17 protein-coding genes are annotated in these 14,003 nt (G+C 49.3%); 8 read left to right on the top strand and 9 right to left on the bottom strand.

Annotation, left to right across the window (positions count from 1 at the left end):
* Positions 1-300 precede the first annotated feature (300 nt).
* Positions 301-717, top strand: a complete 417-nt coding sequence (locus tag O9X78_RS19805) for a hypothetical protein (RefSeq protein WP_269621445.1) — start codon at positions 301-303, stop codon at positions 715-717.
* A 20-nt stretch (positions 718-737) separates the two neighbouring features.
* On the opposite strand, the gene O9X78_RS19800 is transcribed toward O9X78_RS19805, so the two are convergent.
* The 8 genes from O9X78_RS19800 to O9X78_RS19765 all read right to left on the bottom strand — a co-directional run bounded on the left by O9X78_RS19800 (position 738) and on the right by O9X78_RS19765 (position 7,144).
* A complete protein-coding gene (locus O9X78_RS19800) occupies positions 738-1,025 on the bottom strand; it encodes a hypothetical protein (RefSeq protein ID WP_269621444.1) in 288 nt (95 codons plus the stop codon).
* A gap of 20 nt (positions 1,026-1,045) precedes the next feature.
* On the bottom strand, positions 1,046-1,807 hold the full coding sequence (locus O9X78_RS19795; RefSeq protein WP_269621443.1) for a DsbA family protein: 762 nt from the start codon (positions 1,805-1,807) through the stop codon (positions 1,046-1,048).
* Between the two features lie 110 nt (positions 1,808-1,917).
* Positions 1,918-2,253 carry a hypothetical protein gene (locus O9X78_RS19790; protein ID WP_269621442.1) on the bottom strand — a complete coding sequence of 112 codons (336 nt, stop codon included), beginning with the start codon at positions 2,251-2,253 and terminating at the stop codon, positions 1,918-1,920.
* 28 nt (positions 2,254-2,281) lie between these two features.
* Entirely contained in the window at positions 2,282-2,875 is a 594-nt protein-coding gene (locus O9X78_RS19785; protein WP_269621441.1) for a hypothetical protein, read from the bottom strand.
* Positions 2,876-2,889: 14 nt separating this feature from the next.
* Positions 2,890-3,375: a hypothetical protein gene (locus O9X78_RS19780; protein WP_269621440.1), complete on the bottom strand. Its 486-nt coding sequence runs from the start codon at positions 3,373-3,375 to the stop codon at positions 2,890-2,892.
* Positions 3,353-4,231 carry a hypothetical protein gene (locus O9X78_RS19775; RefSeq protein ID WP_269621439.1) on the bottom strand — a complete coding sequence of 293 codons (879 nt, stop codon included), beginning with the start codon at positions 4,229-4,231 and terminating at the stop codon, positions 3,353-3,355. The genes O9X78_RS19780 and O9X78_RS19775 overlap by 23 nt, the downstream gene beginning before the upstream one ends.
* A gap of 195 nt (positions 4,232-4,426) precedes the next feature.
* Positions 4,427-6,238, bottom strand: a complete 1,812-nt coding sequence (locus O9X78_RS19770) for a ParB/RepB/Spo0J family partition protein (protein ID WP_269621438.1) — start codon at positions 6,236-6,238, stop codon at positions 4,427-4,429.
* Between the two features lie 534 nt (positions 6,239-6,772).
* A complete protein-coding gene (locus tag O9X78_RS19765; RefSeq protein ID WP_269621437.1) occupies positions 6,773-7,144 on the bottom strand; it encodes a hypothetical protein in 372 nt (123 codons plus the stop codon).
* Positions 7,145-7,650: 506 nt separating this feature from the next.
* On the opposite strand from O9X78_RS19765, the gene O9X78_RS19760 reads away from it, so the two are divergent.
* From O9X78_RS19760 to O9X78_RS19730, 7 genes are all read left to right on the top strand, one after another.
* The gene (locus tag O9X78_RS19760; protein WP_269621436.1) at positions 7,651-8,334 is read left to right on the top strand and encodes an SOS response-associated peptidase; all 684 of its coding nucleotides are present in this window, start codon (positions 7,651-7,653) and stop codon (positions 8,332-8,334) included.
* 432 nt (positions 8,335-8,766) lie between these two features.
* Positions 8,767-9,441 (top strand): NAD-dependent DNA ligase, encoded by a 675-nt coding sequence (locus O9X78_RS19755; protein ID WP_269621435.1) that lies wholly within the window; start codon positions 8,767-8,769, stop codon positions 9,439-9,441.
* A gap of 196 nt (positions 9,442-9,637) precedes the next feature.
* On the top strand, positions 9,638-10,129 hold the full coding sequence (locus O9X78_RS19750; protein ID WP_269621434.1) for a BRCT domain-containing protein: 492 nt from the start codon (positions 9,638-9,640) through the stop codon (positions 10,127-10,129).
* Between the two features lie 180 nt (positions 10,130-10,309).
* Positions 10,310-10,999, top strand: a complete 690-nt coding sequence (locus tag O9X78_RS19745; protein WP_269621433.1) for a YgdI/YgdR family lipoprotein — start codon at positions 10,310-10,312, stop codon at positions 10,997-10,999.
* A gap of 76 nt (positions 11,000-11,075) precedes the next feature.
* The gene (locus O9X78_RS19740) at positions 11,076-11,711 is read left to right on the top strand and encodes a hypothetical protein (protein ID WP_269621431.1); all 636 of its coding nucleotides are present in this window, start codon (positions 11,076-11,078) and stop codon (positions 11,709-11,711) included.
* Between the two features lie 22 nt (positions 11,712-11,733).
* On the top strand, positions 11,734-13,071 hold the full coding sequence (locus tag O9X78_RS19735; RefSeq protein WP_269621430.1) for a DUF1173 family protein: 1,338 nt from the start codon (positions 11,734-11,736) through the stop codon (positions 13,069-13,071).
* 82 nt (positions 13,072-13,153) lie between these two features.
* Complete coding sequence (locus tag O9X78_RS19730) at positions 13,154-13,600, top strand: hypothetical protein (RefSeq protein ID WP_269621429.1); 447 nt, start codon at positions 13,154-13,156, stop codon at positions 13,598-13,600.
* Between the two features lie 304 nt (positions 13,601-13,904).
* On the opposite strand, the gene O9X78_RS19725 is transcribed toward O9X78_RS19730, so the two are convergent.
* The coding region (locus tag O9X78_RS19725) for a transposase domain-containing protein (RefSeq protein WP_269618468.1) at positions 13,905-14,003 on the bottom strand (99 nt) is incomplete at its 5' end.

The following is a 14,003-nucleotide window of genomic DNA, read 5'->3' as shown; positions in this document are numbered from 1 at the left end:
GCGAAAACTGATGACTACATTGACTGAAGATGATCACTTAAAGTAAAAAGACGGCACATGATGTATGAGGTGGATTAAGTGATCACGTTCAAGCGGTACGACTGATCAGGTTCAGCGGAATACGCAACACCCCAGTATTGGGCCACAAAATTCGCAAATGGGGACAAAAGCATTGATACGCTTGTTAATTCTGCACTGCTTCTCTTATTTGCAGACAGCCCAATTCCGAACGCTGACTTGGTAGCCATCCAACTACTGAACGAAGCTGCGTCAAAGGGATACTGGCCTGCTAGCAGCTACATGGCCGAGTTTTACATAGCTCGCCTATTTGACCAGGCATCAGATCCTCAGGGTTCGACCCCAATGAGCGCTGACTATTTGGCCAATCTGGGGAAGGCCACAGCTGAGCAGGCAATGGGCCATCTTAATGTCTGTGCTTCGGCCGGCTTTGCGCCCTGTCAGTACAGAATAGGATTTTGGTTATCTGACTCAGCAGCAGACCTGAATAATGGTCTGACGGTACTCAGAGAGGCCATTCGGACCACTTTGGCAGACGCACGATATGAGGGATATGTGGACAGCAGTTTTCACCAGGCTGTCACCAAGATCTACGAAAAAGGTGCTGAAATAGGCCTAAGTGACACGGCAAGAAACCAGTATCTAGACCTGTTAAATCAATATGGTTCTGTGGCTAAGAGATACCCACTGCCTTGGTAGGTGTGCTAAATAAGCAGCACTTATTTCCGATTTACCAATGGCATCACAAATATTCGCGCTAGCGGCCAGAAAGGAAGTATTAGGCCGCCAAGCAGTAGAGGCTTGAATTCTGGCACAGCCTTGAAATTGCTGAAGTCCCTTGAAAAGAGGGCAGCTCCGATGCCAATCATAGCGGCCACCGCTCTCAAAAATGCCGATGACGGTGGAATTAGCAGTGGCAAAACAGTTAGCCAGATCGCATAGCTAAACGCGGCAAGTAGAACCGCGTTGATCACCCAAGTAAGCTCTTGCTCCCAATTTCTTTTCACACCGTCCCTCGCCACTGAAACTATTGTTGAATCAGCTTCTGGATCTCCTGTGCGATGGATTGCGCGTTCTGCATCTGCCGAACCAGGGACGATTTACCTGAGCTGTTGTCGGTTATAAGCATAGCAGGTGTTCCGGTGATTCCGGCAACTACCCCACGTTGGAAGTCGCTGTTAATCTTCTCTTTGTTTGAATCAGAGGCTAGGCAATTTTTAATGACCTGGCTGCTGAGCCCCATTGCCGATCCGAATTCTGGAAGGTTCTCAATGCCTTTCCCGTTACCTGCCGTTCCCGCGATCATGGCATCGAGGAAGGCCCACGCCGTTCGGTTTCCGTAACTTTCCTTCACACATTCGAGTACTTGAGCTTCTATAGCTGCAGCGGGATTATGAATGCTGAGTGGAAAATGGATGATTTTCCAGTTCACGTTGTCATTGGAGGAATCGACCACTCGCTTCACCTCGCCGTGCATTTGCCTGCAATATGGACATTCAATATCCGTGAAAACTGCGATTGAGAAGCGGGCATCTGCGGGGCCATACAAAAGACCGTCTTCGCTGTACTCTGGTGCTGACTTTGCGGCATCGCGCAGCCCAGAAAGCCTATCTTTAGCCCTTTGGCGATATTCATCTTTACGAGCCTGGGTGATAGCAGACCTGATGGTTTCCTCCATGCTGGGCGCCTGCTCAAGAGCTAAGATCCTACCATTCTGGAAGTAGACCTGAGTTCCGAGTAAGCCGAGCGCGACGAGGGTGGCGGTGTGGAGAAATTTGGAGACGTTCATGCCGTGTGCTTCCTTGAATACGAAAGCCAACGATACCGGGGTGCAAGGACAAATACTGCCAATGTTGGGTCATCCGGCCGTCCCCAACTTTTCGCCAATATCAGTACAGGCTAATGCCTTACCTGATCCTCAGCCCACTGGACGGCCAGCAGCTCCAGAGCCTCACACTCATTTGATATTTCGTTGTAACCGGCGAGTATTGGTGCGAAGCCTATGAAGGCTCCACTTTCACCCAGCAACACCCTGTCCCAGTGTCCAGAGCTATCCCTGTAAATCGCGTAGCTAAAGGACCGCTTCTCGCCCGCTGCAATTGCTCTCAACACGATTTCTGCACCATTGGTGACAGTCATGGAGGGCTTCTCATCGGAATACAGGTCAATGATCGACACCACTGATTTCCCACTAATAGTGTGGATAGTATAGGAATACCTTGGGCCTGCTCTCATTTGACCTCCGGCTCATTTGACCTCCGGCTCATTTGACCTCCGGCTCAACTGACCAATCAAAAGCATCCGAACACACAGAGATGTTCCGACCTTGATGGGAATTCAATACGGCGACCAGCTCCAAACGTTTTTTGTATTCCGCATAATCAGAATCAACAATGGACAGCAAAGCGCTGGGTAGATGGTCTTGCCAATTTCCGTATTTCTGAGGTTGATGCGCGACTAGGCGAGCCTCCTTGAAAACCAAACTTTTATCTGCTTTATAAACATTCGACTGCCAATACCCAGCGGCAAGCGTTTCCTGCGTTTTGACATGATACGCAGTTTCGCATTCTGGGGGGCACGGCCAGTAGGCATAATCCATCCAATCGCCAGACTCCATAACCTCGTGGGCACCCAGCCAATCAAAGTACAGCGAGACCTCTTGATAAAGGGCAAGATCAACTCTTGGTAGGTGTTTAACACCAAAACAAGCCTGACTGGTAGGGTCATTGCCACCAATTCTTCGGGATTCAAGAATCGCGAAAGCGAATGGCAGTGTTGTTGTGTGAACCAGGGTGGACATCCCGGCGCGGACTTCCTGGCTCAGCTCTTCCTCGTCTAGGGGGTATGATGGAAACATTGGGGAATATTCCATTATGTATTAGTCCTTAATAATCCTGCGGCTCCGCGAAGTGACGCGAGGACGACTTGTGTATCAGCTGCATCAAAATGTGCCTGAAGCTGACCAATGACCAGCGTGGACACAGCGAAAACCCGTCCCGCAGGGAGCGGAAGGGCGTAAATAAGACCGGCACCAGCAGTGCCTTTGATAAATATCCTCTCCGGCTGGCGCTCAACTTCAATCCCTTTGCCGGGGCGAGAAAACTTGAATTTCGGCAAATACCCCAGCAGTACACAGGCAAACGCGGCCAGCTCGTCTTCACTGAGCTGAATGACCAACTTCCCCTTCCAGTCGAAGCCTTCTCCTGACCTTCTTGCCAGTTCCAGGTTTACGGTAGAGCCAGCGGCAACCCCTTGGACTAGGAGAGGCGTGGATTCGACGGTCAAAGCTGCATTGCGCCCGAAGCACTTAGCTTTTCGGCCATAGATTTCTTTATCAAAGTGGTCGGCTTGCATCATAGTACACCCCCCATCCCGGCAGCAGTTCCTTGCGAAACCCCCCTTTCGGCTCTCTGGGATTTTCCTGAGTTTTATGGGAATCGCGATCCCCCCATTTGATCTTTGGCAGCGTTTTTTGCTGTACGACCACGACACCAGAAACCGGCAACGCCTTGTTCTTTCGCTCCCCATCCACTAAATGACCGTAATTTACCCTCAGCTGATCTGGCAGCGTGAAAAGCGTGGCGGGGCGTGGTTTATAAAAGCGGCTCAAACGAGTTCGAGCCAATTCCGCAGCGGCTGGATTATCCTTTTCCAGTCCGAGCAAACGGCGCTCAAGAGCTTCTTTATCAATAGGCTTGTAGGTGCGATGATTCACTCCCCAAGTCCATCCCACCCGAAAAACATCAGGTTCCAGGATGCGAATTTTTGCATAGACTCGCTTCAGGTCAGCAGCGGCAAACCCGACCTCTTTCATTGCCCGTTTAAGCTCTAGCACCCGCTGATTCGCATTCTCTTTATCGTCCCGCCCAGACGCTTTAATTGTAGCGACCGCAGCTTGCAGGGCTGTTTTCGCACTGTTCAAGTCGGTAATAGCCGCAACACATTCAGGGGAAGCGCAAAGCAGTCCGGAGGGCAGTTTTTGACCCTCGCTTGGAATAGCATCAAAAACATCCTTAATCGAATTGGCAAGAGCGATTCTGGCCTCCCGGCCATGCTGACCAGAGGGGAGAGGGGCAAAACAGGGATAGGGGCCATCACCACGACCATCATCCATGATCGCGTCTATTGCCTTCGATTGGGCTTCAAGCAGACGGTGGTAGACACCGCGTAGCAACATGACATTGACAGGGTCTGCGCGCTTTTCAGTTGACATGTTTCCCCCTAAATTTGCTTAGCGGATTCTGCTTTCACTGTCCGTGAAAGACACCTCTAATTGGAACCGCATTTTAGCATTTCTCCCTATATTTATAGAGTATTAACGCTTTAAAATGCCGATTAATTTAACTTCATCCGTATCGGAAAATGCGCCGAGGAGCCCCCCGACGCATATCCCACCTTCCCCGCACTTTCAGTGCATCGCCTGCGGCACCCAGCCCTTCACTTCGTCCAGCCCTGCAACCATGCCCGCCAAATCACCCTTCTTCGCACTACTGTGCTGCGCGGCAAATTCCTCTCCCTTGAGGTCTTTTGCGATCAGCAGGATGTCGTCCTTCTTGATCCGGTTGAAATAATTCTCTTTGGTGGGTTGCCAGTGATCTGCCAGATTGAACTTCACTTGCTCAGCCAGACTTTGGACAATATCGTTGTTACTGGAGGTTAGCGAAGCGGCGACACAAAAGGCATGAATTGCTTTCTTTTCAGTCCGGCTTAGCATCTGAAAATTGATAAACATATCCAGGTCGGACTCAGCATCCAGCCATGAAAGGTTCAGCTTTTCTTTTGCCTCCAAGATTGCCTTGGCCGCTATTGTTTCTTCAATATCCTTAGTTGCTGACATATCAACGATATTGAGCGATAAGCTGGAGGCGCGAGAGTAATACCCGAAACTCAGTACCGATTTTGCGAGGGTGAATGCGCTCAGGTCAAAACACAAATCCGGCTTGGACATTAAAACACTTCGGATCGACAACAACTCATAATTTGCCAAGTCAGTCCTAAGGGCATTGCTTAGATTGATGCTCTCGTCAGGGTCACCATTCAGCTCGGTCGCAGCGGCTGAACCCGATCCATCTACGTTGGCAGTCTTCGGTAAATCCGCCGTGCGGACATAGCCATATGTAATTTCGGGCGCTCCATTACCTGAGAGGGTGATAGCCGCACCGGAAATAGCTTTTTGTTCATCGGTGAATATGCGGTAGCCATCGAGTTCTTCTTCTAAACTCTCCACGGCCTGCTCAAGCTCTGTTTCCTTCTCCCATAGATCATCACGCTTGTCATCATCTTCCTCGTCGTATGCGGCCTTAGAAACCTTCTCCAATTCATTTTTGGCTGCATCGAGCTTTTGGGTCAGCTCAGCAGGGACATCCCTCAGCTCGCCATCCGTGCGCTGCGCACGAACATCCATCCAGCTTGTCAGGGTTGTTTCAACCCACTTCCAGCCCTCACCTTTGACAACCTCTGCAATGCCGTTCATTTTCTCCGTGGCCAGTCTTTCCATTAGCTCAGCGTCGTCGATGTACTTCACTTCGTCGAACAGATCGCAGCTCACTGACCCGCCTTCCTTTTCATAGGCTTTGATTGATACGAATCGAGACATGGGTGATTTATCGGTCAGGGACGTATTCACCAGCCGAGATTTCACACCATGCGCGTTCATGTAGCGGCCACCCATATCGCGGTAAACTGATTCCTGCTTATCAAGATCGTCGGTCACGGTGAACGCCATAACTACGTCGAGATCGATTTCACCTTTCCGATAGGCTTCAAAAATCATGGGGGACACATCCGCGAGACGTAGAATTTGCTTAACATCCTTTTGCGACCGTCCAAACCGAATAGAAATATCTTTGGCCGTTCGGCCTTGGTCAATCAGCGACTTGAATGAAATGAATAGATCAGCAGGGTGCATATTGGCCTTCATGTTCTCTGCAATACTGTATTCAGTCGCATTGGCAGCATCTTTAACCTGACAGGGCACAAGGTAGTCAGCGGCGAGCACACCGCTATCAAACAGGTGCTTAATTGCGCTCAGGCGACGGCCACCGGCAACGACCTCGTACAAGCCGTCCTCACCATCGACCGGAACCACAACAAGATTCTGTAGTATCCCGTGAGCTGCGATTGAGGCGATCAATTGCTTATCCTCTTCCTTACCGGGTGATACCACGCGCACATTCAGCGGGGAGATTTTCAGGTGACTCAGAGCGATTTTAGTTTCCATTTGTAGCGTCCTTATACTGGGAGAGTTGTGTGTTGGTCATTCCAGAATCACACGTAACACAAAACCAGCAACCCCAAAAACAGGAGAAAATCGCTAATTTCTTAGACTATTTACACCGTCCACTTTCGACATGAAGAAGTATTTCTGCTGTCGATAATGGATAATTTATACCCTACCTGACGAGGCTAGCCCAAACCTCCATAGCGCCTCCAACCCCCGCAGTGATCCTCATCCTGGTCAGCCTATTTTTTCCTTTTCTTTCCTTCATTTTCCTCCTGTTTCCTCGGCCCGCACACGGGCTAGGGCAACCAGTTGGAAGGGGAGAAACCGGCTTATGGGCGAAGCTGAACTTTCCGTGCGGGAACCACAATTCAAGCTAAAAGCACGGCGTCAGAACAGAGCGACATTTGTGCCGCCATCCTCGTCAGGTAGGGTATAAATTATCGCTGAGCGCTTCTCGAAAATACTAGAACGCTAACAGCATCTGCGTAGTGACATCCGGTACCGCCCTGATCGATTTTGATATGCAGCACACTACGCGACTGTTGGCAGGCCATGCTCAGCCCGCAATGCGCGGTATTCACGCACAAAAATCCCCCGCTGTAGCCGGAATTCCAACGCCAGAGCTAGCCTATCCGCCCTGGAGCCGACAAACTCCCCATTTGCGAGCTTGATATGGGGCAGATCGAACATCTCCAAAATTGATCTCCAAGAGACCATGTACGACTCAGCTGGCACTGGATCAGTAAATCCTCGTACATACTGTCCTTCTAAAGCTGCGGCAACCGCTGGAGGCAGGTACATCTGTTCACTGATTAAAAATCGCGTAACGTCATCCACAAGGTTAATCACTTCTAGAGCACGGACATCGGTTGCGATTGCATCGAAAAATATCGGAATTGTCATCCAGTGTGATCTCATCATTTATTGATGAGCCAATTTTAATTTACCACAAGCGCTGAAACTGGCCGTTGAAGCGCGTGTTTTGGTCACTTCAAAGCGTATTTTCGGTTTTTTGAGTTACACTGACTGCATTTAACCGACCGTCCCAGACAACAAGGAAGGGCTAATGGCTGGACATAGCGACGCATACGAACTCGGCCGCAATGACTATCTGCGTCACCCTGATTCCTACCACAACCCATTTCCGAAAAGCTCACAAGATTGGAACGATTACGAGAGAGGGTGGACACAAGGGCTGAAAAGATATCCCCAACAAAAGACAAGCGAACCGATTCCGAGAAGGAAAAAGGTAGTCGAACGACCTCCATCGAAACCAGAACTTTCGCCAGAACAAATGGCAATCAGAGATGCATACAAAAGGCTCAAATAGCTGAAGGAAGACACTGTGCAACAGATAATTTTCAATATTTCTTGCTCTCCTATATACGCTTTCCTAGCTGAGGACTGATATGTGCGGAACCTATGCGTTTAGAAAAGCTCCACGAGAGGTCAGGGCGTTGCTACGGGAACACTGGCGACCTATTGATATACCAGACGACGCATGGCGCCCAAGCTATAAGATAAAGCCGACTCAGACGGCACCCGTTTTAGTCGGGCATAGCACTCCAGCGATCGCAAAGCAACGATGGGGACTCTTGCCTCACTGGATGCAAGAGCGGGGCAAAGCGCAGATAAACGCCAAAGCCGAAACAGTTGCTGAAAAGCCCATGTTTCGCGATGCCATGCGCAAATCTCGTTGCATTGTACTTGCTGACGGTTTCTATGAGCCAACAGGTCAAACGCAACCGCGACCTTGGTATTTCTTCCAAGATGAAGGGGAATCACTAATGGGGTTTGCGGGTATATACACCTTTAGCGAGCTGAACACTGTGGATAGCGCCAGTTTCGCTATACTCACAACCAGACCGAGCAAGGATGTCGCTCTTGTGCATGACCGAATGCCCGTTATTTTACCAATGGACGATTGGGAAACCTGGCTGAACCAGGATCTGTCACCACCAGCACTGGAGCAGTTTTACCAACCTGAAGTCTCCCCAAGACTAGAATCTTGGCCGGTGCCAGACGACGCAAAAAAGGCCAGCGAGCCCGATGGTCCAAACTGCATCGAAGTATTCAATAGAACTGGAATTTGACCCTACCTCAGCTCTACTGATCCATACAATTCCATGACAGCACCGGGATCGGTTGCTAGCACAACCCCAATGCACAATACCGCTATCCAAAATATCAACTTAGTCATATTCCACTATCTCCGACTTTGATCTAGGTCTACCACATTGCTCCTGACGCCTGCGGGCTTCGACTTATCGGGCATGGTGTATTTCACTAGAAGGAAGCCAGCACTAGAAAGCGCTCCGAGTCCACTAGACAGAAATAATGCGTCTTTGAAAGAAGCGCCTGCGCTTAACGCGAACAATAGAATCGTTATCGCAAAAAATGCTGTCACAATTAGCGCGATCACAAAGTAGCTTTGCCTGTTTAACCAGTTAGTCATCTTCCGTTATTCCCCACTTAGACCGTAAAGCTCCAAGACACCACCGGGATCGGAAATCAGCACGTTTCCGATGCACAACACAGCTAACCAAACTAACGTTTTAGGCAAATTCCCAACTGATGAAAGAGAAACGACGCTTAAATCAGTAGATTGGCAAGTTGGTGCAAGTGGAATTTTGACCCCGGTGGCAAGACTTTGCCCCGTTCATGTTGGCGGCGTAACCATATCAAACTCGACGCTTCACAATCTAGATGAAGTACGGCGCCTTGATCTTGCGATCGGGGATACCGTCGTTGTATCAAGGGCAGCCGACGTTATACCAAAAGTCACTTCAGTTACTTCCCGGCCAGTTGATCGTCAAGCCATATTCGTTCCTACGGAATGCCCATCCTGCGGTAGCACCATCGTGCAAGATAGCGGCCACATAGCTTATCGTTGCACGGGCGGAACACGATGCCCAACACAAGCTGTAGCTCTCATTAAGCGTTTTGCAAGACGTGATCTAATGGATATTGACGGGCTTGGGGAAAGACTTGTAGAGCAGCTATACGAGGCAAATATAATACGGAAGCCCAGCGATCTCTACTACCTGTGTTTCAGCGCCGTTGCTGAACTCCCTAGGATGGGAGAAAAGTCCGCTCTTAAGCTGAAAAAAGGTATTGAAGCAAGCCGTGAGACCACACTGGACAAAGATTTGGCGTATCGATACACCCATAACTTGGCCGCTTTGGCCAGCTTATGGTAGAAACCCGCGACGGCCAATTTATGGTAAACCAGTTTTTGATTGGTGCAAGGAATGGCCGCTACTGTGACGTTCCGTCCATAATATGGGTGAATTCGTGGCCATGTTATGGGTAAAACCCCGCTGGGAACTGAAAGCCATACCGCAAATAACGCTCCTTTTGGCCAACTTATGATTCAATTCCCTTGCCAATTAATGGGTGAATCAACAGGCGGCACAAAACATCCGTGAGGTTGGTCGCAGTGCCTGTCGGGAGTTGGTAAAGCATTTTAACAACGATCTGCAAGCTATTCTTTCGGCATCACAGGAACAGTTGCTCGACGTTGAATTGTTCGGTCCCATTATGGCTGAGCTGGCATTTAACGCCTTCCGCGAACCATCCCTTCAACAGGAAATCGCTCGCTTGCGTTATGCCGGTGTAGTGTGGCCACAGGAGGGCGCAAAAGCGGCTGCTGAGGACGGTTCATTAGATGGGCAAGTTTGGGTATTGACAGGCACCTTCTCTTCTATGACACGATCTGAGGCAGAAACTAAGCTTGCTGCTAAAGGGTGCCGTGTCAGCTCAAGCGTCAGTAAGAATGTGACAAACTTATGTGCCGGGGCGAAAGCGGGGGCAAAGCTAGCAAAAGCGGAGAAACTAGGCATACAGGTAGTAGATGAAGACTACCTGCTGTCCATAATCGGCGAGTAGTTGCAGGCTGGCCGGGACACCCCGGCCATTCCCGCTGCCCACGTGAAGATTAGGGGAGTGAACCTTGCCCCAATTTGAATTGATACCTGCGTGAAAGTTGTCACCATTCAGGAAAAATGGCACCTTGCAGGAATTTGGCCGTCTATAACAGACTCAAATCACATAACCAAGGAAAGGAACATGACCCTCAAGACCTTAATCACTGCCTTAACCCTCAGCGTATCTGCCATCATCGCCGGCTGCGCTTCTGGTCAGCATATCGTCACATCCGACGGCACTTGCCTGACCTGTGTGAACAACATCATCACCGGTAAACCCATGAACTACGAAGCCGAGGATCATCCCGGCAGCACAGTCAGTGCCAGCCAATCCAACTCTAGTCACGCCGCCTTTCGCAAAGAAGCGGCCGCCCTAGTGAGTAAAGGCTTTCCTTATGAGAAGAACCCCAGTGCAGGGGGACTCACAGATGCCTCGTTCGAGAAGGGCATCTATACGGGGCAATCCAGCCGAAAGACCTTTGAAACTAGCCTGGCGCTAAAGCAGGCATTCGGCATTTTGTCTGGACAAGACATGAAAGCCCGAGGCATGTCTGATATGGAAATCTCCACCGCCATGCAAGACAAGCCATTCCGACAAGATGGAGATGTTTATTATATGGGTGGGACATTCAATGGGGCTGCAGGGCCAATCACCTCTGTCATCGTAATTTACCCCCATTTTGAGAACAGCAGGATGTCCCACGTTGGTATGAAAATACTGGGGTACGACAAAAAGTATGGTGATACTAGGGCGGCCGCCAATGCAATGCACACCCTTGTTTTGCAGGCGTTGAACTATAACGATGTAAATTGGAACAGTCTTATTCGATAATTTTCATTTCACCCAGTTGCTGGATTGTAAATGTGGGGTAATTTGGAATGGAGACAACATTTAAAGGACTATTCCCATGAAATACCTCACATTAGCCATGACCATTTTTCTATTCTCCATTGCCTCTGGTTGCGCTGCAAATCAGCACACCTACACCAAAGATGGCATGTGCCTCTCCTGCGTGAACAACCCAATCACAGGGGCACCCTTAAACTACGATCCTGAAGTCGATTCTCAGTACAACCGTGGCCAAGTGGTAGCCTCTACGCAAGAGCCTACTCACTCCGCTGGAAGCGTTTCGTTCCAGGTGGGCTATGATGTCGAACATACCTACTACGTCGTTCAACGGGAATTTAGCTTTCCTGTTCCACGGAACGAGTCTCGGTTTAATCAGGCACATCGTGACCCCATCGATCCTGAAATTAAACGGCAACGTCATCGCGTCTTTGATCAACCCGGCTCATTTCGTTATGCGCAGGCATTTAGGCAACATGGTGACCTACACCTTGTCATAGGCGTAAAGATAGCGAAGATTGACCATCGAACAAGCAAAGTCACTGTTAGCTACCTATCCGATGATCCTTCGCAGGAAGTCTGGGATTTAGCTCGATCACTCCGAGAAAGAGTGAGAAGTGCGCTTGAGTATTATCGTTGCGATAACAACATCAACCGAGACTACGATAATGGCTATCGGTACTCAGGGCCTTGTTAAAGCTTAACATCAGGAGGCAAAGATGACAGATTTCTTGTTCTTTGGTGCAGCCGTGTCCAGAATCGACGACGACTTCGACACCTATCTTGAAAGGGCGCACCGCGAAAAGCATCATCCACTTTGCCTTTGTAAATCCCCACCAATCCCAATGTATGTTTCGCGAGTCAACAACGCATACATACTCAAGCGAATGCCCAATAGAGGAGGGGAGCACCATCCAGATTGCGATTCCTATGAGATCCCCGTTTCGCTTTCTGGCCGAGGACTAATGCAAAACCGAGCGATCGTTGAAGACCATGATTCCGGCCTTACTTCGCTACGACTGGGGTTCCCCTTATCAAAATCATCGTCCAGTCGCGACCCGATAACCCCTTCTTCTGGTGAGCAGAAATCAGTTAGCGCAGATCCTGCGAAGCTAACCATGAGGGCTTTGCTCGAATACGTTTACGAGGAGGCGGGTTTCACCCGTTGGTCTCCAAAAATGAAGGGCAAGCGCAATTGGCACGTCATTCGCCACCACCTTCTCCAGGCCGTTCAGAACAAGGTTTCACGGCGCAATCCCCTAGCAGAAAGCTTGTTGATACCGGAGTTCTTTTCGGTCGATAAGAAAGACGACATTGCCTCTCGCCGGCGTAGATTTTTCGCAGGCATAAAGCCCGCGAAAGGAAAAACACCTTTCGCACTATTAATTGGTGAAGTCAAAGCAGTTGAAACATCTCGATTCGGTGGAAAGCTGGTCATAAAGCACATGCCGGACTCGCCCATCTATATGTCAGAAGATGTATTCCGTCGGGTGGGGAAAGCCTTCGCTCCTGAAATTGCCCTTTTTAGCGAAGACGACTCTATTCACCTATTGGCCATGATGACCTTTTACTTATCGGCGTCTGGCAACCCCCAAGTTGAGACAATCACTTTAATGACTGTAGATGAAAACTGGCTACCTTTTGAAACTCTGGAAGAACGCGAGCTTATTGAACGGCTTGTCTCTGGTGGACGCCATTTCATGAAGGCCATGCGCTACAACCTGGCAAGCTCTGACGTAATGGCTACGGCAATCGTTACCGACACCCAACCCGATCCCACGGCTTATTTCATTATCCCAATGGGCGCAACTGAATCCTTCTATGATGAGCTTGATGAGCTAATTAAAGGCTCCAGTGTTCCAGCACATATATGGAATGCCAATGAAGATGATGCAATGACACTGCCGTCAATCGAGACTTCAGCCAGATCTGCATCAAGTGATTCTCAGCTCCCGCCATACTCAGAAAATAGGCATGATTACGCCAGCAATCTTGGTTATATCGCAGATCAAGAAGAAGACCAATTCAACCTCTACGCTGACGAAGAGAATAAATAAATTCTTTCAGCAAATACACTTGCTGGTTCTTAATCCCGTGGTATTTCTATAAGGAACACAATGAATCTAGGGAATGATGACAATGATATTTCAATTTGAAAATGGGCTAGAAATTCAGAAAACTCGCATTAGCACTGAAGTTAGTCGCTCGGGCTTTTATGTTGATCACACTGATGCGCATTTACCCACCAAATCTCGACATGCGACAGTGGGATTTCACAAACTAGGCCTACCAGAGATCCTTGTAAGGGGCGTACCATTCGATTGCGCACAACAAGCCCTTTCTGGCCTATTTCTGGCCGCACAAATTGGGTTGGCTGAATTAACAATAGGAAATCACCTTGATGAACTTTTCGATAGGGAAATCTACTTCACCAGCATCCCTCACGAATTAAAGAAATCCGAATTTCTCGCGTCACGCCTCTACCATGAACACTGGAATTTTGATGCGTTGGAAATGCGCTTTGGACAAATCTATGTATCTTCAGGACACAGTATTAATAATGTGGGGGGGAAAATCAGTGCCTAATGGGAACGATTGCGCCTTTCAGCAATTCGATATAGACCCCAAAGGGTTAAGAGAGAAAATCCTTCAGGTTTGCAAGGCGGCGAAGGGAGAGAGCATTGGTCAGTTCACCAGCATTCTTCTTGGGAGTAATTTTTGGCTTCCCCTACGCCATATCCTGAGATCCGGTAGGTAGACGCGCTGTATTAGCCGCGAAAGTTTCGATCATTCAACCGCCTTAATACCAGCCCTTCGTCTTACTGCTTCTATAGATCTTTCCTTTGCGGCATCATCCTCGAATGTAACCGTCCGGCGAACTCACCTTACATCAAGGCTGCCAATTGTGCGGCAGTAGCTCACCAATGTTTGAGGCGCGATGTGTCGGCAGTTTCTCCATCACGTCTTTCAGGTAAGCCTGCGGGTCTAG

It is taken from the genome of Zhongshania aquatica, from assembly GCF_027257955.1.
Classification (GTDB): Bacteria; Pseudomonadota; Gammaproteobacteria; order Pseudomonadales; family Spongiibacteraceae; genus Spongiibacter; species Spongiibacter aquatica.
This window is presented reverse-complemented; position numbering and strand designations above follow the sequence as displayed.

Excerpts from the sequence above, each read along its gene's own strand:
- O9X78_RS19805 (WP_269621445.1), top strand. The coding sequence starts at position 301 with ATGGCCGAGTTTTACATAGCTCGCCTATTTGACCAGGCATCAGATCCT.
- O9X78_RS19795 (WP_269621443.1), bottom strand. The coding sequence starts at position 1,807 with ATGAACGTCTCCAAATTTCTCCACACCGCCACCCTCGTCGCGCTCGGC.
- O9X78_RS19790 (WP_269621442.1), bottom strand. The coding sequence starts at position 2,253 with ATGAGAGCAGGCCCAAGGTATTCCTATACTATCCACACTATTAGTGGG.
- O9X78_RS19785 (WP_269621441.1), bottom strand. The coding sequence starts at position 2,875 with ATGTTTCCATCATACCCCCTAGACGAGGAAGAGCTGAGCCAGGAAGTC.
- O9X78_RS19780 (WP_269621440.1), bottom strand. The coding sequence starts at position 3,375 with ATGATGCAAGCCGACCACTTTGATAAAGAAATCTATGGCCGAAAAGCT.
- O9X78_RS19775 (WP_269621439.1), bottom strand. The coding sequence starts at position 4,231 with ATGTCAACTGAAAAGCGCGCAGACCCTGTCAATGTCATGTTGCTACGC.
- O9X78_RS19770 (WP_269621438.1), bottom strand. The coding sequence starts at position 6,238 with ATGGAAACTAAAATCGCTCTGAGTCACCTGAAAATCTCCCCGCTGAAT.
- O9X78_RS19765 (WP_269621437.1), bottom strand. The coding sequence starts at position 7,144 with ATGACAATTCCGATATTTTTCGATGCAATCGCAACCGATGTCCGTGCT.
- O9X78_RS19760 (WP_269621436.1), top strand. The coding sequence starts at position 7,651 with ATGTGCGGAACCTATGCGTTTAGAAAAGCTCCACGAGAGGTCAGGGCG.
- O9X78_RS19755 (WP_269621435.1), top strand. The coding sequence starts at position 8,767 with ATGCACAACACAGCTAACCAAACTAACGTTTTAGGCAAATTCCCAACT.
- O9X78_RS19745 (WP_269621433.1), top strand. The coding sequence starts at position 10,310 with ATGACCCTCAAGACCTTAATCACTGCCTTAACCCTCAGCGTATCTGCC.
- O9X78_RS19740 (WP_269621431.1), top strand. The coding sequence starts at position 11,076 with ATGAAATACCTCACATTAGCCATGACCATTTTTCTATTCTCCATTGCC.
- O9X78_RS19735 (WP_269621430.1), top strand. The coding sequence starts at position 11,734 with ATGACAGATTTCTTGTTCTTTGGTGCAGCCGTGTCCAGAATCGACGAC.
- O9X78_RS19730 (WP_269621429.1), top strand. The coding sequence starts at position 13,154 with ATGATATTTCAATTTGAAAATGGGCTAGAAATTCAGAAAACTCGCATT.